The sequence below is a fragment of the Longimicrobium sp. genome, from assembly GCF_036387355.1.
Taxonomy (GTDB): domain Bacteria; phylum Gemmatimonadota; class Gemmatimonadetes; order Longimicrobiales; family Longimicrobiaceae; genus Longimicrobium.
On record NZ_DASVTX010000522.1, the window covers coordinates 1 to 18,967 of the forward strand.

Annotated in this window: 16 protein-coding genes; 13 read left to right on the forward strand and 3 right to left on the reverse strand. The window is 72.1% G+C overall.

Features of this window, described 5'->3' with window-relative positions; all coding sequences use genetic code 11:
• Positions 1-195: 195 nt before the first annotated feature.
• Positions 196-999, reverse strand: coding sequence for a nucleoside triphosphate pyrophosphohydrolase (gene mazG, locus VF665_RS22575; RefSeq protein ID WP_331055737.1), 804 nt, complete (start codon positions 997-999; stop codon positions 196-198).
• 23 nt (positions 1,000-1,022) lie between these two features.
• Here mazG and alr point away from each other — a divergent pair, with 23 nt between their 5' ends.
• The 13 genes from alr to VF665_RS22640 all read left to right on the forward strand — a co-directional run bounded on the left by alr (position 1,023) and on the right by VF665_RS22640 (position 17,166).
• Positions 1,023-2,183 carry an alanine racemase gene (gene alr / locus VF665_RS22580; protein ID WP_331055738.1) on the forward strand — a complete coding sequence of 387 codons (1,161 nt, stop codon included), beginning with the start codon at positions 1,023-1,025 and terminating at the stop codon, positions 2,181-2,183.
• 119 nt (positions 2,184-2,302) lie between these two features.
• Positions 2,303-3,568, forward strand: coding sequence for a hypothetical protein (locus VF665_RS22585; RefSeq protein WP_331055739.1), 1,266 nt, complete (start codon positions 2,303-2,305; stop codon positions 3,566-3,568).
• Positions 3,565-4,731, forward strand: a complete 1,167-nt coding sequence (locus tag VF665_RS22590; protein ID WP_331055740.1) for a hypothetical protein — start codon at positions 3,565-3,567, stop codon at positions 4,729-4,731. Before VF665_RS22585 ends, VF665_RS22590 begins: the two co-directional genes overlap by 4 nt.
• Positions 4,728-5,864 (forward strand): response regulator, encoded by a 1,137-nt coding sequence (locus VF665_RS22595; RefSeq protein ID WP_331055741.1) that lies wholly within the window; start codon positions 4,728-4,730, stop codon positions 5,862-5,864. Before VF665_RS22590 ends, VF665_RS22595 begins: the two co-directional genes overlap by 4 nt.
• Before the next feature lie 326 nt (positions 5,865-6,190).
• Positions 6,191-7,846 (forward strand): S41 family peptidase, encoded by a 1,656-nt coding sequence (locus tag VF665_RS22600; RefSeq protein WP_331055742.1) that lies wholly within the window; start codon positions 6,191-6,193, stop codon positions 7,844-7,846.
• Between the two features lie 181 nt (positions 7,847-8,027).
• Entirely contained in the window at positions 8,028-9,038 is a 1,011-nt protein-coding gene (locus VF665_RS22605) for an asparaginase (RefSeq protein WP_331055743.1), read from the forward strand.
• Positions 9,031-9,645 (forward strand): carboxymuconolactone decarboxylase family protein, encoded by a 615-nt coding sequence (locus VF665_RS22610; RefSeq protein ID WP_331055744.1) that lies wholly within the window; start codon positions 9,031-9,033, stop codon positions 9,643-9,645. Before VF665_RS22605 ends, VF665_RS22610 begins: the two co-directional genes overlap by 8 nt.
• Positions 9,646-10,111: 466 nt before the next feature.
• Positions 10,112-11,143 (forward strand): GTPase ObgE, encoded by a 1,032-nt coding sequence (gene obgE / locus VF665_RS22615; protein ID WP_331055745.1) that lies wholly within the window; start codon positions 10,112-10,114, stop codon positions 11,141-11,143.
• Between the two features lie 148 nt (positions 11,144-11,291).
• Positions 11,292-12,425 (forward strand): DNA-processing protein DprA, encoded by a 1,134-nt coding sequence (gene dprA, locus VF665_RS22620; protein WP_331055746.1) that lies wholly within the window; start codon positions 11,292-11,294, stop codon positions 12,423-12,425.
• Positions 12,426-12,538: 113 nt separating this feature from the next.
• A complete protein-coding gene (hemW, locus tag VF665_RS22625) occupies positions 12,539-13,729 on the forward strand; it encodes a radical SAM family heme chaperone HemW (RefSeq protein ID WP_331055747.1) in 1,191 nt (396 codons plus the stop codon).
• 226 nt (positions 13,730-13,955) lie between these two features.
• A complete protein-coding gene (hrcA, locus tag VF665_RS22630; RefSeq protein ID WP_331055748.1) occupies positions 13,956-15,002 on the forward strand; it encodes a heat-inducible transcriptional repressor HrcA in 1,047 nt (348 codons plus the stop codon).
• A gap of 128 nt (positions 15,003-15,130) precedes the next feature.
• Positions 15,131-16,294, forward strand: coding sequence for a molecular chaperone DnaJ (dnaJ, locus tag VF665_RS22635; protein ID WP_331055749.1), 1,164 nt, complete (start codon positions 15,131-15,133; stop codon positions 16,292-16,294).
• A complete protein-coding gene (locus VF665_RS22640; protein ID WP_331055750.1) occupies positions 16,291-17,166 on the forward strand; it encodes a 50S ribosomal protein L11 methyltransferase in 876 nt (291 codons plus the stop codon). Before dnaJ ends, VF665_RS22640 begins: the two co-directional genes overlap by 4 nt.
• 356 nt (positions 17,167-17,522) lie before the next feature.
• Here the strand turns inward: VF665_RS22640 and VF665_RS22645 are convergent, their stop codons facing one another.
• Both VF665_RS22645 and VF665_RS22650 read right to left on the reverse strand, forming a co-directional pair.
• Complete coding sequence (locus VF665_RS22645; RefSeq protein ID WP_331055751.1) at positions 17,523-18,305, reverse strand: enoyl-CoA hydratase/isomerase family protein; 783 nt, start codon at positions 18,303-18,305, stop codon at positions 17,523-17,525.
• Positions 18,302-18,967, reverse strand: a 666-nt coding sequence (locus VF665_RS22650; RefSeq protein WP_331055752.1) for a 3-hydroxyacyl-CoA dehydrogenase family protein, incomplete at its 5' end; no start/stop codon positions are given. The genes VF665_RS22650 and VF665_RS22645, both read right to left, overlap by 4 nt.

Genomic DNA, 18,967 nt, shown 5'->3' on the forward strand with positions numbered 1-18,967 from the left:
AGGTCGCCGTACGCGTCCGTGGCCTCCACGTCGCGCGCGTCCAGCGTCTGGGCGATGTCGTGCACCTGCCGCAGCGCCCAGAGCGCGTACGCAGCGGGGAGAATGAGGATGGCGGAGATGCCCACCAGGGCCAGAACGATCCGTTGCCGCAGCTTCATGGGCGTTCGTGAAGGGAGCCGCGGGAGCGGGCGCGGTTCACGCCGCCCCCTGGCGCTCGCGGCGCTTGACCTCGTCCCACAGGACGTCCAGCTGCTCCAGTGACGACTCGGCGACCACGATGTCACGCTCCCGGGCCACCCCTTCCAGGGCGCGGAACCGGCGCTCGAACTTGGCGTTGGCACGGGCCAGCGCGGCGCTGGGGTGCGCGCCGGCCAGCCGCACCAGGTTCACGGCGGCAAAGAGCAGGTCGCCTAGCTCGTCTTCCAGCCGGTCGGGGTCGCCCTCCGCCAGTTCGCGGCGCACCTCGTCCGTTTCCTCGGCCACCTTGTCCAGCGCGCCGCCCGGGTCCGGCCAGTCGAACCCCACGCGGGCCACCCGCTCCTGCACGCGATAGGCCCGGAGGAGGGGGTCCAGCCCGCCGGGCACCTCGTCCAGAATGCCTCCGGCGGGGCGGCCGGCGCGCTCGCGGGCCTTGATCTGCTCCCACGGCTCGGCGGGGCCCAGGCCGTACAGGTGGGGATGGCGGCGGCGCATCTTTTGCTCCAGCGCCGCGACCACGCTTTCCCTGTCGAACGCGCCCGTTTCCTCGCCGATCACCACCTGGAAGGCCACGTTCAGCAGCAGGTCGCCCAGCTCGCCTTCCAGCGCGCGGGCGTCGCCGGCGGCGATGGCGCCCGCGACCTCGTGCGCCTCCTCCAGCAGAAAGCGCGTGAGCGAGGCCGGCGTCTGCGCGGCGTCCCACGGGCAGTGGGCGCGCAGAAACCGAACCAGCGCCAGGGCGCGGTCCAGAACCCCGGAAGCGTCGCGGGGGGCGGGGTTTTCAGCTTGCGATGCACTCACGATGGGCCTAGAATACGCGGCTTGTGTCTGATCCGTCAACCGGGGTTTCCCGGGCCTGGGTAGAGGTGGACGAGGGCGCCCTGCGCCGCAACCTCCGGCGCGTCAAGGACGCCGCCGGAGCTTCGGCGCTGGTGCCCATGCTCAAGGCCAACGCATACGGACTGGGGATGGGACCCGTCCTGGAGATGGTGCGCCGCGAGGCCGCGCCCCACGAGCTCTGGGCCGTGGGCGTGGCCGCGGTGAGCGAGGGCGAGGCGCTGCGCGCGCTGGGGTGGGGGGGGCGGGTGATGGTGTTCGCCCCCATGCCCCCGGGCGAGTACGCGCGCGCCGCCCGCGCCGGGCTCACCCCCGCGCTGTCCGAAATCGATGCCGTGCGGCGTTGGGCGCAGGCCGCGAAGGACGAGGGGCGCCGCCTGGCGTTCCACACGGAGATTGATACGGGGATGGGCCGCGCCGGCTTTGCCGCGGCGGACGCCGCCGCGTGGGGAGCCGAGGTGGCCCGCGCGGCGGCGGACCTTTTGGAGTGGGAAGGGTGTTTCACGCACTTCCACTCCGCGGACGAGCCGGAGCCGGAGCCCACGGACCGCCAGCAGGCGCTGTTCCAGCGAGCGCTGGAGCTTCTGCCTCCCGGGGCGGGGCGGCGGGTGCTGCACAGCGCCAACAGCGCCGGGGCGGTGCGCCGCGGCGGGTTCGGCGGCGACGTGGTGCGCCCGGGGATCTTCCTCTACGGCGGGTCGGCCGGGCCCGGCGCGGAGCCGGAGCCGGTGGCCTCGCTGCGGGCCCGCATCGCGCTGGTGCGCGAGGTGGAGCCCGGCTCCACCTGCGGATACGGCGCCACCTACACGGCCACCCGCCGCGAACGGTGGGGCACGCTCTCCATCGGGTACGGCGACGGGCTGCCGCGGCGGCTTTCCCCCGCGGGGGGCGAGGCGCTGGTGCGGGGCCGCCGGGTCCCCATCATCGGCCGCATCAGCATGGACGTGACGGTGGTGGACCTCACGGACGTCCCCGGGCCGGTGGAGGCCGGAGAAACGGCCACGCTGATCGGCACGGACGGCGGGGAAAGCATCACGGTGGACGAGGTGGCCGCCCGCGTGGGGACCATTTCGTACGAGGTCCTGACGGGGCTGGGAACCCGGCTTCCGCGGGTGTACGTGGCACCGGACGGAACGCGAACCCCCTGATTCGCGTAGCAGCACACAATCGCAGACGGCGCGTCGGCGGCCTGGGCCGGCTTCACTGGCCCGCGGCCGCCGCGCTTTTGAAGGGCCTCCGCGCCCAAACGCATGACCCCCTGAGACGGATGCAACGCCGTATTCTGCTGTCCGGCCTGATCGCCGCCGCGCTGTCGGCGGTGGCGGCCTGTTCGGATGAAACGCCCACGCTTTCGGGCGACGAAGCCTTTCCCCCCGGCACCACGCCGGTCACGCGCGAAGTGCTGGTTCCCGCCTCGCAGTTTCTGCGGGTGCTGGGCACCTACAGCGGCTACACCGACGCCTCGGACGCGCCGTTCGTGGAGATCGCCGAGAACTACGAGGGGCTGTACGCCCACGCCCTCACGCGGTTCAACGGCTTTCCCACCAGCGTGACCTACCGCGGCGCCAACGGGCAGCGCACGGACAGCACCTTCACCTACCTGGCCAGCAACCTGGTGGCGCGGTTCGACACGCTGGCCTCCACCCGCGAGCGGGTGACGCTGTCGGTGTACGCGGCCGCGGAGTCGTGGGATCCGGGCTCCGCCACCTGGGAGCTGCGCGCGGACACCAACGGCGTGCGCACCCCGTGGCGCGAGCCGGGCGGCACCCGCGGCGCGCTGCTGGCGCAGGCGGTCCGCTCGCCGGGCGGCCCGGACTCGGTGGTCTTCAGCATTCCCGCGGCGGCGGTGCGGGCGCTGTCGGACTCGCTGTCGCCGGGCGTCATCATCACCTCCACCGCGCCGGGGTCGCGGCTGCGCCTTACGGGGCTGCAGCTGCGCGCGGCCGTGCGGCCGGACAGCGCGGCGGCCCGCGACACCACCATCACCACCACGGTGAACTCCGGGGCCAAGGCGGGGCTCTTTACCCCCGACCAGCCCAACCCGCCGGCCGGCGCCTTTGCCGTGGGCGGCATCCGCTCCGCGCGCACGCTGCTGGAGGTGAACACGCGCCAGCAGGTGCCCGCCTGTGCCAGCGGCGCCACCTGCGGCACCGTTCCGCTCTCGCAGGTGGAGCTGAACAGCGTGGCGCTGGTGCTGCGCGCGGTGGACGTGCCCAACGGGTTCGACCTGCTGGGAACGGTGCCGCTGCGGCTGCGCCGGGTGAGCGAGCCGGAGCTGGGGCGGTTTGCGCCGCTGGGCGCGGTGGTGAGCGAAGAGCCCGCCGCCCGCTTCAACGGGGCCGATTCCACGGTGGCGGTGTCCATCACCGCGCTGAGCTTCGCCTCGGCCGTGAACGCCGACCTTCCCACCGCCTTTGCGCTGGTGAGCGAGGGATTCGGAAACGCGCCCTCGTCGTTCGGGGTGTCGTTCTTCCGGTCCGATCCCCTGCTGCGCATCGTGTACACCATCCGCGCCCGCCGCACACTGCCATGAGCCGCTTTCATCTGGGAGGCGCCGCGCTGCTGGCCGCCGCGCTTTCCGCCGCGCCCGCGGGTGCGCAGTCGCTGCTGTCGTCCGCCGGGCTGGGGTACCTGCTGGACCCCATCGACGCCCGGTCCCGGGGGATGGGGTACGTGGCGCTGGGGCTGCCGGAGCCGTCGCTGTCGCTGGTGAACGTGGCCGACGCCGCGGGGCTGCCGGCCGCCGGGCTCACCATCACCCTGCAGACGGACGTGCTGCAGGGGAAGCCGGCGGGCGGGTCCGACGGGCTGGACTTCAACACCACGCGCTTTCCCGCCATCGAGGCCGCGTTCCCGGCCGGACCGCGGGCGGTGGTGACGGTGGGGTACGGCGCGGTGCTGGACCAGAACTGGTCGGCCGTGCGCGAGGACAGCGTCATGATCTCCGGCAAGAACCGGTTTGCGCAGGACCGCTTCCTGTCGCGCGGGGCGGTGTCGCGCTTTCGCGCGGGGCTGGCGTACCACGTGCGCCCGCGGCTGGATGTGGGCGTGGGGGTGGACGTGTACACGGGCGCGGTGAACGACAGCGTGTCGCGCGTGTTTCCCAACGAGATCGGCGTCCTGTTCCCCAGCGCCACGGGGACGCAGTACGAGTGGCAGGGGCTGGGGTTCACGGCGGGCGCGCGGTACCGGGCCCCGGCGTTCACCGTTTCCGCCGCGGTGACGGCCGCGGGCGACCTGACCGCCGCGCCCAAGGACAGCGTGGGCACGGAGCGCAGCTACGCCCTGCCGCTCACCGTTGACGGCGGGGCCAGCGCGCAGATTTCGCAGGCCACGCGCCTTGCCGCCTCGGTGCGGTGGTCGGGGTGGTCGGCCGCGGGGGAGAACTTCGTGACCGCCGACCAGGCGCGCGACGTGATGCAGGCGGGCGGCGGCATTGAGTACAGCGGGCTGCGCTTTCTGAACCGGCCGCTGCCGGTGCGGCTGGGCGCGCGCTGGGCGCAGCTCCCGTTCCGCTACGGCACGGGCGAGTTCGCCGACGAGCGCGCGCTCACGGCGGGGCTGGGCGTGGTGATCGGGGGCGGGCAGGCCACCCTGAACCTGTCGGGCGAGCGGGGCATGCGCGGGGGTGACGCGGCCGGGATCGACGAATCGTTCTGGCGCGTGGCGTTTTCGCTGTCGCTGCTGGGCCGGTGAGCGGGGCGGCCGCGCCGCTGCTGCTGGTTGTCGACGACGAACCAGCCAACGTGGAGATCCTGCGCGACCTGCTGGAAGCGCTGGACTACCGTACGCTGGGCGCCGAAAGCGGGGCCGCGGCGCTGGCCGTGGCCCGCGAGCGGCGGCCGGACCTGATCCTGCTGGACGTGATGATGCCGGGGATGAACGGCTTCGAGGTGTGCCGCGCGCTCAAGGCGGACACCGAGACGGCGGGCATCCCCGTCGTGTTTGTGACCGCCCTGTCGGCCGCGGACGACCGGGTGCGGGGGATCGAGGCCGGCGGCGACGACTTCCTGACCAAGCCGTTCAGCCGCCCCGTGCTGGTGGCGCGCATCCGCTCGCTGCTGCGCCTCAAGGCGGCGCAGGACGAGCTGGCGGTGAGCTACCGGCGGCTGCGCGAGGTGGAGGCGCTCAAGGACGACCTGGCGCGCATGGTGGTGCACGACCTCAAGGGGCCGCTCACCGGCATCATGGCGGGGCTGGAGATGGTGGTGGACGGCGACGCCGGCCCGCTCACCGAGCCGCAGCGCCGCCTGCTGAACGATGCGCGCGACCAGGGGACGGACCTGCTGCGCCTGGTGGACAATCTGCTGGACCTGGCGCGGCTGGACGACCCCGGCGTGCGCCCGCAGGTGCGGCAGGTGGACGCGGCGCGGCTGCTGAGCGAGGTGGCGGCCGGGTGGCAGGTGCGCGCCGAGCGCGACCGCGCCCGCATTACCGTGGATGCGCCCGCGGGGGTGGCCATGCGCGCGGACGAGGGGATGGTTCGGCGCGTCGTCGCCAACCTGGTGGGGAACGCGCTGCGCCACGGCGGCCCCGGGGTGCAGGTGCGCATTTCCGCCGTGCGCTCGCAGGATCCGGCGGGGGTGCAGGTGACGGTGGCCGACAGCGGCCCCGGCATCGCCGAAACGGACCAGGAACTGATCTTTCGCAAGTACGGCCAGGCAGAGCCGGACGCGCCCACCGGCGCGGCGGCGGGATCGGGGCTGGGCCTCACCTTCTGCAAGCTGGCCGTGGAAGCCCACGGCGGGCGCATCTGGGTGCAGAGCCGCCCCGGCGCGGGAGCGCGGTTTCATTTCGTGCTCCCGGAGAGAGTAAAGGAAAGTGCGTGAGTGCTGAGTGCTGAGTGCTGAGTGCTGAGTGCTGAGTGCTGAGTGCTGAGTGCTGAGTGCTGAGTGCGGGCCCGCCGAAAGGAACTCGCGGTGGCCGATGCGCTCGGGGGCGTGCCTCGCGCCGCGGCCCCTCCGCACTCACGCACACCGCACTCACGCACTTCCTCCGCACTCCGCACTTCATCCCCTTGGCCGGGATCATGCGGAGCAGCGGGACCGAAACCTTTCCCGCGGGGCAGGTTATCAGGAATCAGCCATGCGCGCCCGGACCGGTGCGCGCCCATCCCGGACGGGAATTTGACCTCAGGCAGGACTCGAGGGATTCAATGAAGCTGAAGCGTACCGTCGTCGCGCCCGCGCTGGTGGCTGGCGTCGCCCTGGTTTCGGGCGGCTGGCTGCTGCAGCACGGCGTGCAGAGCGACCAGTCGGTGTTTGCCCAGGCGCGGCTCTTTGACGAGGTGATGAACTACGTCGAGACTCGCTACGTGGAGCCGCAGTCGTCCTCGGACCTGTACGAGAAGGCGATCAAGGGGCTGCTGCAGGAGCTGGGCGACCCGCACACCACCTTCATGTCGGCCGACGAGTACGCGCAGCTGCACCTGCAGACCAGCGGCGAGTACGGCGGACTGGGCATCCAGATCTCGTCGCGCGACGGCTGGGTGACCGCGGTGGGCGTGCTGCCGGAAACGCCGGCCGAGCGCGCGGGCGTCCGTGTGGGCGACCGCTTCGTGGAGATCGGCGGCAAGAGCGCCCAGGGGTGGACGGACGACCAGGCGGTCAAGGAGCTGCGCGGCCCGCGCGGCACCCCCATCACCATCCGCATGCAGCGGGTGGGGGTGGACCAGCCCATTACCTTTACGCTCACCCGCGAGCAGATTCACGTCCGCTCGGTGCCGTACGCGTACATGGTGTCGCCGGGCATCGGCTACGCCAACCTGGTGATGTTCAGCGAAACGAGCACCACCGAGCTGCGCGCCGCCATCGAAAAGCTCAAGGGAGAGGGGATGCGCTCGCTGGTGCTGGACCTGCGCGGCAACCCCGGCGGGCTGCTGGACCAGGGAATCAGCGTATCCGACCTGTTTCTGAAGCCCAACCAGGCGGTGGTGGAAACCCGCGCCCGCGACCCGCGGGAAAGCGAGACGTTCCGCGCCCGCACGGAAGAGTCGTACGAAGGGCTCACCGTGGCCGTGCTGGTGGACGCGTACAGCGCCAGCGCCGCGGAGATCGTGGCCGGCGCGCTGCAGGACCACGACCGCGCGCTGGTGCTGGGCACCCGCTCGTACGGCAAGGGCTCGGTGCAGTCGCTGTTCCCGCTCTCGGGCGGCAACTTCCTCAAGATGACCACGGCCAAGTGGTACACGCCGGTAGGGCGCAGCATTCAGCGCGACCACTCGCGCAACGAGGACACTGAGGACGCCGCCGCCGCGCACGCCGACACCGCCGCGGTGGGGGTGGACGGAGCGCCGGTAACGACGGACACCACGCGCCGCGTGCCCTACCGCACGGACAGCGGCCGCACCGTGTACGGCGGCGGCGGCATCGTCCCCGACCTGGTGGTGCGGCAGGACACGGCCAACGCGGCGGAAAAAGAGTTCATCCGCGTGGCCTCGCGCAGCGCCGCCAAGTACCAGGACGCGCTGTTCGGCTACTCGGTCGCGTACGAGCGGGCCCACCCGGAGCTGCGGCAGGACTTCGCCGTGACGCCGGAGATGCGGCGCGCCTTCTACGACCGGCTGCAGGCGGCCGGCGTAACCATGACCTGGGAAACGTTCCAGGGTGCGCAGCGCTTCATCGACGCGCAGCTCACGGGCGAGATCGCGCGCAGCAAGTTCGGCCCTTCCGTGGCCGCCGTGCGCGACGACGTGACGGACCGGGTGCTGCAGGAGGCCATTCGCCTGCTGCGCGACGCGCCCAACCAGGCCGCCCTGCTGCGCGCCGCGCAGCAGGCCCGGCCGGCCGGCGCCGCGGCCCGCGGCCGGTAAGACGTCGAGGCCGCCGCGGCGCGATCGCGGCGGGCAGGACCGCAGTGGAGGAGGGGTGCACGCGTGCCCTTCCTCCGCTTGTTTTCAACCCCGGCGCGCGGGGCGCGGCGTGCGATGCGGACTGGCGGCCGGCCCCTGCGGCGGGCCGCATGACCCTGAACCGACGGAAACCCGTCTGCCCATGTCTGATCTGGAAAGCGTGGTGGAGGTGACGCGCGGTGCGGTGCTGGAAAGCCGCCACCGCGTGCACGTGGCCGTGGTGGACGCTGAGGGCACGCTGCGCGGCTCGTCCGGCGACCCCGACCTGGTGACCTTCTGGCGCAGCGCGGCCAAGCCGCTGCAGGCGCTTCCCGTGGTGGACGACGGCGCCTTTGACCGCTTCGGCATCACGGCGGCGGAGCTGGCGGTGATCTGCGGGTCGCACTCCGGAACGGCGGCGCACGTAAAGATCGTGGAAGGGCTGCTGGAAAAGCTGGCGCTGACCGGCGACGCGCTGGCGTGCGGCCCCCACGCCCCGTTTGACGCGGAGACGCGGCGCGAGCTGGAGGAGCAGGGGCTGGAGCCGGGGCGCCTGCACAACAACTGCTCCGGCAAGCACGCGGGGATGATGGCGGTGGCGCGCGCGCGCGGGTGGGACACGGACGGCTACCAGCGCGTGGAGCACCCCGTGCAGGCCCGCCTGCTGACGGAGATCGCCCGGTGGGTGCAGATGCCCGCGGAGGCCATCGGCCTGGGCGTGGACGGATGCGGCGTGGTGTGCTACGCGCTCCCGCTGCGGCAGATGGCGCAGGCGTACGCCTCCCTCGCCTCCGCCGCCCGCGCGGGGGAGCGCGGCCCGGCGACCGTGGTGGAGGCCATGGCGGCGCACCCGGAGATGGTGGCGGGCGAAGGGCGCATCTGCACCGCGATCTCTCGCGTCACCGAGGGGCGGCTGTTCGCAAAGGTGGGCGCAGAGGGCGTGTACTGCGTGGGGAGCCCCGGCGCGGAGCTGGGGATCGCCATCAAGGTGGAAGACGGCTCCACGCGCGCCGTGGCCCCGGCCATCGCGGGCGTGCTGCGGGAGATGGACCTGATCAGCGAGGACGACTTCGGCGCGCTGCACCGCCACGTGTTCCGCGAGATCAGCAACACGCGAGGCGAGGTGACGGGCGAGGTGCGCCCCCGCATCCGGCTGCGCGCGGCGGATGCCTGAGGCACGCCGCGCACTGCTGCGCGTGGCCGCCGCCCTCGCCACGCGCGACGCGGGGCGGGTGCGCGCGGCGCTGGCGGATGCGGCGGGTGTCGCGCGGACGGAGGAGGTGGACGAGGTGCTGCTGCAGTCGCACCTGTTCGTGGGCTTTCCCGACGCGCTGAATGCCTTGGCCGTGTGGCGCGAGGTGTCCGGCGCGGCGGCCCCCGCGGCGCTGGGCGAGGATCCGCCGGGGTGGGAGGCGCGCGGCGAGCGGGTGTGCGCGACGGTCTACGGCGCCAACTACGCCAAGCTGCGGGAGAACGTCAGCGGCCTGCACCCGGAATTCGACGGGTGGATGGTGACGGGCGGCTACGGCCGGGTGATCGGCCGGCCGGGGCTGGACCTGCGCACCCGCGAACTGTGCATCGCCGCGCTGCTGGCGGTGTGGAACGTGCCGCGCCAGCTGCACTCGCACCTGCGAGGCTCGCTGAACGCCGGCGCCTCCGTCGCCGAGGTGGACGAGGCGGTGGAGATCGCCTGCGCGGAGCTTTCAGAGGAGCGCGCGGCGGCGGTGCGGGGGTTGTGGGGGGAGATCCGGGAGCGGGGGGGCGTGAACGGAAGTGCGTGAGTGCTGGGTGCGTGAGTGCGGGGACGGAAGTACGAAAGTACGAAAGTACGAAAGTAGACGATGCGGGCGACTGGCTTCTGCTCCGTGTCTGCGCCTCCCCGTGAGGCGGCTGTTCGTCTTTTCCACCTGAGAAACGGGGCGGAGGGAGACTCGCGCGGGCGGGAGCGTCGCTTTTCGGATGGATGACGGGCGCGAGGCTCCCGGAGCGGGCGGGGAGACCCCGCAGGCGCGCCCGCACGGATGCAGACGGACACGGGCGGGACCGTGGCGCGCCGAGGAGGCTCGCCGCCCCCGCGGAGGAGACGGGTGGGGCAACAGCAGTACCGTTGCCCCGGCCGGCTCCGCAGCGGTCCCCCGCACGATCCCTGCATCCCTGATCTCCAATCGGACGAGACGGACGGAAAAGAACGCGGAAAGCAGACGGTTTCTCCGCGATTGCACTTGTTACGGGACGTGAGGACAGCCGGTGTTTCTGGATTACGCTGAGATCAATGTGAAGGCCGGCGACGGCGGCGGCGGCGCCTCGTCCATGCGGCGCGAATCGATGACCCCCCGCGGCGGCCCCGACGGCGGCGACGGCGGCCGCGGCGCCGACGTGGTGCTGCGCGCCGACAAGCAGCTCAACACGCTGCTGGACTACCGCTACCGTCAGAACTACAAGGCCGAGCCCGGACAGAAGGGGAGCGCCGTAAACTGCACCGGTCGCAGCGGCGAGCACCTGTACCTCCGTGTTCCCCCCGGCACCGTGGTGCGCGACCTGGATACCGGCGAGATCCTGGGCGACCTGCTGAACGAGGGCGAGGAGATGGTCGTGGCCCGTGGCGGCAAAGGCGGGTGGGGGAACGCCCGCTTCGCCACCGCCACCAACCAGGCCCCACGCCGCGCCGACCCCGGCGAGCCCGGCGAGGAGCGCCGCCTGGCGCTGGAGCTCAAGCTGATCGCCGACGTGGGGCTGGTGGGCGAGCCCAACGCGGGCAAGAGCACGCTGCTGGCCTCCGTGTCCGCCGCCACACCCAAGGTGGCCGACTACCCCTTCACGACGCTGACGCCCAACCTGGGCGTGGTGCAGCTGTCCGGGAACCGGTCGTTCGTCATGGCCGACATCCCCGGCATCATCGAGGGCGCGCACGAGGGCAAGGGGCTGGGCCACCAGTTCCTGCGCCACATCGAGCGGACGCGCACGCTGGCCATCATGATCCCCGGCGACGCGCTGGAGCCCCAGGAGGAGTACGACCGCCTAGTGCGCGAACTGCGCGAATACTCCGAGGAGCTGGCCACCAAGAAGCACTGCGTCATCTTTACCAAGGCTGACCTGCTTCCGCCCGACTGGCCGGAGCCGCGGGTGGACGCGCCGGACGCGTGGGGGCAGTTCGTCATCTCGTCGGTGGCGCAGCGCGGGCTGGATCCGCTGCTGGAAGCGCTGTGGACCACCGCCGCACGGGTGTCGGAAGAGGAGCGTTCGCTGGACGAAGGGGAACCGGAACCCTGGCGGCCATGACCGCTCCGGTGGGGACACAGGTGGTATTTCGTGTCCTCAGAAGGGTGTGAACGTCTCGCGGCCGGCTGGCCGGAGTGGTAGCTTTGGCGGGTCCACCTCCCCGCCGGCTGCACCCCGTCCGCCGGCCGTTCCGCGTCCACGTCCCGCCATGGCTCTGGATTCTGCCGCGCTGGAAGAACATCTCCGCCTCGCCATCGTCCCGGGCATCGGGCCCAGCCGCGTGGCCGCGCTGCTCGCCCGCTTCGGCACGGTGGCGCGCGTACTGGCCGCGTCCACGCGCGAGCTGGCGACGGTGCAGGGGATCGGGCCGGAGTTCGCCGCCCGCATTGCGCAGGCGGCCACCCCCGCGGGCCGGGCGCGCGCCCGCGAAGCCCTCCGCACGTTGGCCGACATGGGTGCCGTCGCCCTCACCCCGCACGACCGGCTGTACCCGGACGCCTTTCGCCGCCTCCCCGATCCGCCCTTCGTCCTGTACGCCGCGGGGCGCCTGGAGCAACTGGGGCTCCCCGCCGTGGGCGTCGTGGGCACCCGTGCGCCCACGGACTACGGGCGCGGCGCGGCCCATCGTCTCGCGTCCGACCTGGCGCGCGCCGGGTACGCCATCGTGAGCGGAATGGCGCGCGGCATCGACGCGGTGGCGCACGCGGCGGCGCTGCAGGCCGGCGGCCCCACCATCGGCGTGCTGGGGCACGGCATTGACCGCGTGTATCCGCCGGACAACCGCGCCCTGTTTGCGCGCGTCATCAAGCACGGGCTGCTGATCACCGAACTCGCGCCCGGCGAGGAGCCGCTGGCCGGCAACTTTCCCCGCCGCAACCGGCTGATCGCGGCGCTTTCCGCCGGTGTGCTGGTGGTGGAGATGGGGGAAAAGAGCGGGGCGCGCCACACGGTGGAGTTCGCGCTGGAGCTGGGGCGCGACGTGTTCGCCGTTCCCGGGCCCATCGGCTCTGCCGCCAGCGCGGGGACCAACCAGCTGCTCAAGGAGGGCGCGCGGCTGGTGACCGGCGCCCGCGACATCCTGGAGGAACTGCACGGCGTGGGTAACGCGCCGGATCCGGTGGAGGCGATGCCGCCCGCGCCGTCCGCCGCCCCGGTCGCGCCGCCGGACCTGGCGCCGGACGAGGCTCGCGTGTTCGCCGCCCTGTCTCCGGATGCGCGTCATGTGGACGAGGTCGCCATCGCCGCCGGGCTGGGCACCTCCGGCACGCTCACCGCGCTGCTCGGCCTGGAACTGCGCGACCTGGCCGAAGCCCTCCCCGGCAAGCAGTTCCGCCTCCGCTGAGCGGGGGTGGACTCGTTCACGGGGGCGGAAATCGGGAACGGATGCGGGCTTCCGGTGTCGTGTGGGTACGCCCATCCATCACCCGAGTCACCGTTCCACTGAACCCCGGCGCCGTGCCCGATCCGTCGTACGCTCCCGCTTCGCACACCGGCCGCCCGCGGTCGCTGTACATTCACGTGCCGTTCTGCACGCGCCGCTGCTCGTACTGCGACTTCGCGGTGCAGGCCACGCGCGAGGCGCCCACGGCGGAGTGGCTGGACGCGGTCGCGGCGGAACTGCGGCTCCTGTCCGACGAGAATGGGTGGACGGAGCCGCTGCGGCTGGACACGGTGTACGTGGGCGGGGGAACGCCCTCGCTGCTGGGGCCGGACGCCATGGCCGCGCTGCGCGACCGCCTTGCGCCCTGGGCCACGTGGGACGACGCGGCCGAGTGGACCTGCGAGGCCAATCCGGAAAGCTTCACCCCGGATGTGGCGCGCGGGTGGCGGCTTTCAGGAGTGAACCGCATCTCGCTGGGCGCGCAGACGTTTCACGAGCCCACGCTGAAGTGGATGGGGCGGCTGCACGGGCCGGACGGCCCGGCGCGGGCGTTCGGCGCGGCGCGCGACGCCGGGTTCGGCAACGTGAGCGTGGACCTGATCTTTGGCGTTCCCGCCCGCCTGGGGCGCGACTGGGGCGACGACCTGATGCGCGCGCTGCTCTTGGAACCGGAGCACGTCTCGCTCTACGGATTGACGGCCGAAGCCGCGGCGCCGCTGGGGCGCTGGGTGGGTGAGGGGCGCGAGGCGCTGGCGGACGACGACCGCTACGCCGACGAGTACACGCTGGCCCACGACACGTTGACGGGCGCCGGCTTCGAGCACTACGAGGTGAGCAACTTCGGCCTTCCCGGCCTCCGCTCGCGCCACAACTTCGTCTACTGGACGGGCGAGCCGTACGCCGCGCTCGGCCCCGGCGCGCACGGCTACCATCCGCCCCTGCGCCGGTGGAACGTGCGCTCCTGGGACGAGTACCGCGCCCGCCTGCTCGCCGGGCAGTCTCCCACGGAAGACGTGGAGACGGTGGACGAGGAAACGGCCGGGCTGGAGCGCGCCTGGCTGCGGCTGCGGACGGATGCGGGGTGGCCGATGGAGGATGCCGGGCCGGCCGTCCGCAGCCTGGCGGACCAGTGGATTGGCGGCGGGCTGGCGGAGGAGCGCGGCGGGCGCGTGCGGCTGACGGTGCGCGGCTGGCTTCTGCTGGACGACCTGGCCGTGCGGCTGGCCGCGGCGGCGGAAACCGACGCGCCGGTCCTGCAGCTTTGACAGTCCCGCGGCTGCGCACCGGCGCGGGTGGCGCATTCCGCGCCGGAACGGCGGGCGCGCCGCGCCCCGCGATTTGCACTGCCCTCAACCCGGGTGGGGACGGGCCGGCGGCACCACACGTTCGTTCCCCCGGCAAGTTCATGCGGGGGCGCGGGTTGACGCCCCTTGCGCACGGGGGCAGATTGAACGGGTTTTTGCGCGTGATTTCCGGGCCCCCTGGCCGCAGATGAATACGGGAGAACCACTCAACGAGCGCGAGCACCAGATCCTTGAGGCGGTGATTCGCACCTACGTGGAAACGGCCGAACCGGCCGGCAGCCGCAGCGTGGCTCGCCGGTTCGATCTCGGCATTTCCGCGGCGACGGTGCGCAACACCATGAGCGACCTCGAGGACAAGGGCTACCTGTATCATCCGCACACCTCGGCGGGGCGCGTTCCCACGGACATCGCCTACCGGCTGTACGTGGACAGCCTGATGCAGCGGCCGCCGCTTTCCGCCGCGGAGCGCACCTCGCTGCGCCACGAATTGGCCCAGGGCGGCGACGGGGCCGCGGTGGAGCGGCTGCTTCGCCGCGCCGCGCAGGTGCTGGGGCTGCTCACGCAGGAGCTGGGGATTGCCGTGGCGCCGCGGCTGGAAGAAGCCACGCTGGAGCGGCTGGACCTGATCCCGCTCAGCGAGGCCAAGGTGCTGCTGGTGATGTCGCTGCGTGCGGCCGGCGTGCGCACCGTGTTCGTGGACGTTCCCGCCGTCATTCCGCCCAGCACGCTGGCCGCGGTGGCGGGGGTGCTGAACGAGCGGCTGGCCGGGCACTCGCTGCGGGAGATCCGCGCGACGCTGCCGGACCGCCTGCGCGACTCGGTGCCGTCCGACCGCCCCGGCGCGGAACTGCTGAACGTGTTTCTGCAGTCCGCCGACGAGTGGTTCGCGCCCGCGGAGCCGGACGACCTGCACCTGGGGAGCGCCTCGGTGCTGGCGGAGCAGCCGGAGTTCAGCAGCGGCGAGCAGCTTCGCTCGCTCATCAGCCTCACGGAACGGCGCGACCTGCTCAAGAGCGCGGTGGTGGGGCGGGGAAGCGGCGAGGGGCTGCGCGTCACCATCGGCGTGGAGCACCAGGACCCGGCGCTGAGCGGGTTTACGCTGGTGACGTCGGAGTACCACGCCAACGGCCTCAAGGGCGTCATCGGCGTCATCGGGCCCACGCGCATGCCGTACGAGCGCGTGATCGCCCTGGTTGAGACGACGTCGTCCATGGTGTCGGACCTGCTGATGTAGGGCAGGGGAGACGGACGGCGGACGGCACGTTTTCGGACGGCGCCGGGCAGGACCAGAAGCACGGATTCGATGAACTCGCGCGTCACCGCACCCGGTGCCGCGCTTCCCGATTGCAGGCAGGAACGGTCATGAGCACCACGGTGAGAGACTACTACGAAGTTCTCGGGGTGGAAAAAACGGCGGACGGCGAAACGATCAAGAAGGCGTATCGCAAGCTCGCCATGCAGTACCACCCCGACCGCAACGCCGGAAACGCGGAGGCGGAAGAGAAGTTCAAGGAGTGCACCGAGGCGTACGAGGTGCTGCGCGACTCCGACAAGCGCTCCCTGTACGACCGTTTCGGCCACGCGGGCGTCAAACGCGGCGGCGCGGGCGGCGGGCAGGCCGGCGGCTTTGGCGGCTTCGGCTTTGAGGACGCGCTGAACATCTTCATGCGCGACTTCGGCGGCTTCGAGGACATGTTCGGGCAGCGGCGCGGCGGCCGCGGCGGGGCGCAGAAGGGCAAGGACCTGCAGATCCGCGTGCCCCTCACCCTGCACGAGGTGGCCACGGGGGTCAAGAAGACGGTGCGCATCCGCACCCTGGACCCGTGCGACACCTGCAAGGGCAGCGGCACCCCCGACGAGGGCGGCGTGCAGACCTGCGGCACCTGCCAGGGCGCCGGCCAGGTGCGCACGGTGCAGCGCAGCGTGTTTGGCCAGTTCATGAGCGCGTCCGTGTGCCCCACCTGCCACGGCGAGGGCAAGACGATCAAGAACCCGTGCAAGGTGTGCCACGGCGACGGCCGCCAGCGCGGCGAAACCACGGTGGAGGTGGAGATCCCCGCCGGCGTGAGCACCGACAACTACCTGACCCTGCGCGGCAAGGGCAACGTGGGGCCGCGTAACGGCCCGCGCGGCGACGTGCTGGCGGTGATCGAGGTGGAGGACGACGCGCGGTTCCAGCGCGAGGGAAGCGACCTGATCTACGACCTGCCGCTCAGCTTCACGCAGGCTGCGCTGGGGCGGGAGCTGGACGTGCCCACCGTGTATGGGGATGAAAAGCTGCGCATTCCCGCCGGCACGCAGAGCGGCGAGGTGATGACGCTGCGCGGCAAGGGGCTGCCGCACCTGGGCGGCGGCGGGCGCGGCGACCAGTACATCCGCATTCACGTGTGGACGCCCACGGAGCTTTCGCCGGAGCAGGAAGCGCTGTTCAGGCAGCTTTCGGAGCTGGAGGGCCCGGTTCCCGGCAGCCGCCGCGGCGGGGGCAAGAAGTTCTGGGATCGCGTGAAGGACGCGTTCGCGGCGTGACGGCTCCCGATCGCTGGCTGGTGGTGACCGTCCGCGTGGCGGATCCCGAACTTCTTCCGCTCGCGGCCGACGTGCTGGGGCCGCATGGGGGCGGAACGGTGCTGGAGGCGGAGGGCGGGGTGGTGGCGTACGTGGCGCCGCCCACCGACGCGGACGCGTTTGCCGATGCGCTTCGGGCGGAACTGGCGGACGAGCTTCCGGAGTCCGCCGCGCCGGAGGTGGAGTGGCGCTGGCAGGAGAACGAGGACTGGGCGCTCAAGTGGAAGCAGGGGCTGGGGCCGCGGCAGGTGACGGAGCGGCTGGTGGTGAAGCCCACGTGGACGGAGTGGGAGGCGCGCCCCGGGCAGATCGTGATCGACATCGATCCGCAGATGGCGTTCGGCACGGGGGAGCACGCCACCACGCGCGGGTGCCTGCGGCTGCTGGATGACGCGGTGCGCCCCGGCGACCGCGTGGTGGACATCGGCTCGGGGAGCGCCATTCTGGCCATCGCGGCGGCGCGGCTGGGCGCGGGCGAGGTGATCGCGGTGGAGTACGATCCGGACGCGAACATCAACGCGCGCGAAAACCTGGAGGGGAACGGCGCCGAGTCCATCCGCATCATCGAGGCGATGGCGGACGCGCCGCTGCTGCGGGAACTGGGCAGGTTCGACCTGGTGCTGGCGAACATCCTGAGCGGGGTGATCCGCCCGCTGCTCCCCGCGTTCCGCGAGGCGCTGGGCGGCTCGGCGGACGGACGGCTGATCGTGAGCGGAATCCTGCGCACCGAGTCGCCCGACGTCATCCGCGACGCCGAGGCCGCCGGTTTCCGGGTGGAACGGATCGACGAGGAAGAAGAGTGGTGGAGCGCCCTGCTGCGCCCCGTCGCCTGACGCGCGTTTTGGGTCGATGACAAAAAGGCGGGCCGCCCCGGTTGTGGGCGGGCCCGCCTTTTTCGTGTCGATGACGGACCGTTGCGGCTGGTGCCGTGCGGATCGCACAGTTGGCTCGGCGAGGAGTAGATCCTTCGTCGGCGCCAGTCAGCGGCGCGGCGGACGCATTGTCCGGCGCCTCCTCAGGATGACAACCGTAAGCACAGAAAGGAGTTAAGCGCAGATGCGCTGTCATCCTGAGGGAGCGTGCGCCGCAGTGTCCGCCGCGCTGAAGCCGTGCGCGACCGAAGGATCCAGCCTGGGCCCGAGCCAACCCCGCGCCCCGCACCAGACGACGCCCTGCAGCGACCGGAACGTCAGCGCCCTGTAAACTCCGCCGGGCGCTTCTCCAGGAAGGCGGCGACGCCTTCGCGCTTGTCGTCGCTGGCGAAGCAGGTGACGAACAGCTCCGTCTCGTACTGCAGCCCGGCGGCGAGCGGCATGTCGGCGGCGGCGCGGACGGCGGACTTGGCCATGCGCAGCGCCACCGGCGACTTGGACGCCATCCCCCGCGCGAACGCCATCGTCCGCTCGCGAAGCTCGGCCGCGGGGTGCACCACGTCCACCAGCCCGATGCGCAGCGCCTCCGCCGCGTCGATCAGCTCGCCGGAGAGCACCAGCCGCATCGCCTGGCCCATCCCGACCACGCGCGGCAGGCGCTGCGTTCCCCCGCCTCCGGGAATGATCCCCAGGTTGATCTCCGGCTGGCCCAGCTTGGCCGTATCCGCCGCGATGCGCATGTCGCACCCTAGCGCCAGCTCGCACCCGCCGCCCAGGCAGAAGCCGTTGATCATGGCGATCACGGGCTTGGGGTACGCGGCGATCTCGTCGAACACGCGCCGGCCTGTCATGGTGGCGCGCTGCTGCAGCGGGGTGCGCTCCGCGAATTCGGCGATGTCGGCGCCCGCGACGAAGGCCTTTTCGCCCGCGCCGGTGATCACCAGCACGCGCACGGACTCGTCATCGCGCAGCGCGTCGAGGGCGGCGATCAGGTCGGCGCGCACCTGTGCGCTCAGCGCGTTGCGCTTCTCCGGCCGGTTGATGGTGAGGACCGCGACGGCGCCATCCTGATCCACCAGCAGCGTTTCGTACGTGCTCACCGGCCCTCCTGCGTCCAGTCGTAGAAGCCCTGGCCGCTCTTCTTGCCCAGCTTGCCTTCCGCCACCATCGACCGAAGCAGGTCGGGGGCGCGGTACTGGTCGCCGCCCAGTTCGCCGTGCAGGTAGTCGGCGATGCCCAGGCGCACGTCCAGCCCCACGAGGTCCGTCAGCTTGAGCGGGCCCATGGGATGGTTGTAGCCCAGCTCCATCGCCTTGTCGATGTCCTGCGGGCTCGCGACGCCCTGCTCCACCATCCGCATGGCCTCCAGCCCCAGGATCACGCCCAGCCGCGACGAGGCGAACCCCGGCGTGTCCGTCACCACAATGGGCTCCTTGCCGATGCGCCGCGCGAAATCCAGCGCCGCATCCAGCGTTTCCACCGAGGTTTCGCGACCGCGCACGACCTCCAGCAGCTTCATGATGTGGACGGGGTTGAAGAAGTGCAGCCCGATCACCCGGTCCGGCCGCCCCGTGGCCTCGGCGATGCGGCTGATGCTGAGCGACGACGTGTTGGTGGCCAGAATGGCGTGCGGCGGCGCGGAGCGGTGCAGCTGGTCAAACAGCGAGGTCTTGATGTCCATCCGTTCCGGCACCGCCTCGATGACGAGGTCCGCGTCGTCCACCGCGTCGCGCAGGTTCGCCGCCTTGTGCAGGTTGGCGAC

Bases quoted from the DNA above. Each gene is read 5' to 3' on its own strand.
- VF665_RS22585 (WP_331055739.1), top strand. From the start codon at position 2,303: ATGCAACGCCGTATTCTGCTGTCCGGCCTGATCGCCGCCGCGCTGTCG.
- VF665_RS22590 (WP_331055740.1), top strand. From the start codon at position 3,565: ATGAGCCGCTTTCATCTGGGAGGCGCCGCGCTGCTGGCCGCCGCGCTT.
- VF665_RS22600 (WP_331055742.1), top strand. From the start codon at position 6,191: ATGAAGCTGAAGCGTACCGTCGTCGCGCCCGCGCTGGTGGCTGGCGTC.
- VF665_RS22605 (WP_331055743.1), top strand. From the start codon at position 8,028: ATGTCTGATCTGGAAAGCGTGGTGGAGGTGACGCGCGGTGCGGTGCTG.
- VF665_RS22610 (WP_331055744.1), top strand. From the start codon at position 9,031: ATGCCTGAGGCACGCCGCGCACTGCTGCGCGTGGCCGCCGCCCTCGCC.
- dprA (WP_331055746.1), top strand. From the start codon at position 11,292: ATGGCTCTGGATTCTGCCGCGCTGGAAGAACATCTCCGCCTCGCCATC.
- hrcA (WP_331055748.1), top strand. From the start codon at position 13,956: ATGAATACGGGAGAACCACTCAACGAGCGCGAGCACCAGATCCTTGAG.
- dnaJ (WP_331055749.1), top strand. From the start codon at position 15,131: ATGAGCACCACGGTGAGAGACTACTACGAAGTTCTCGGGGTGGAAAAA.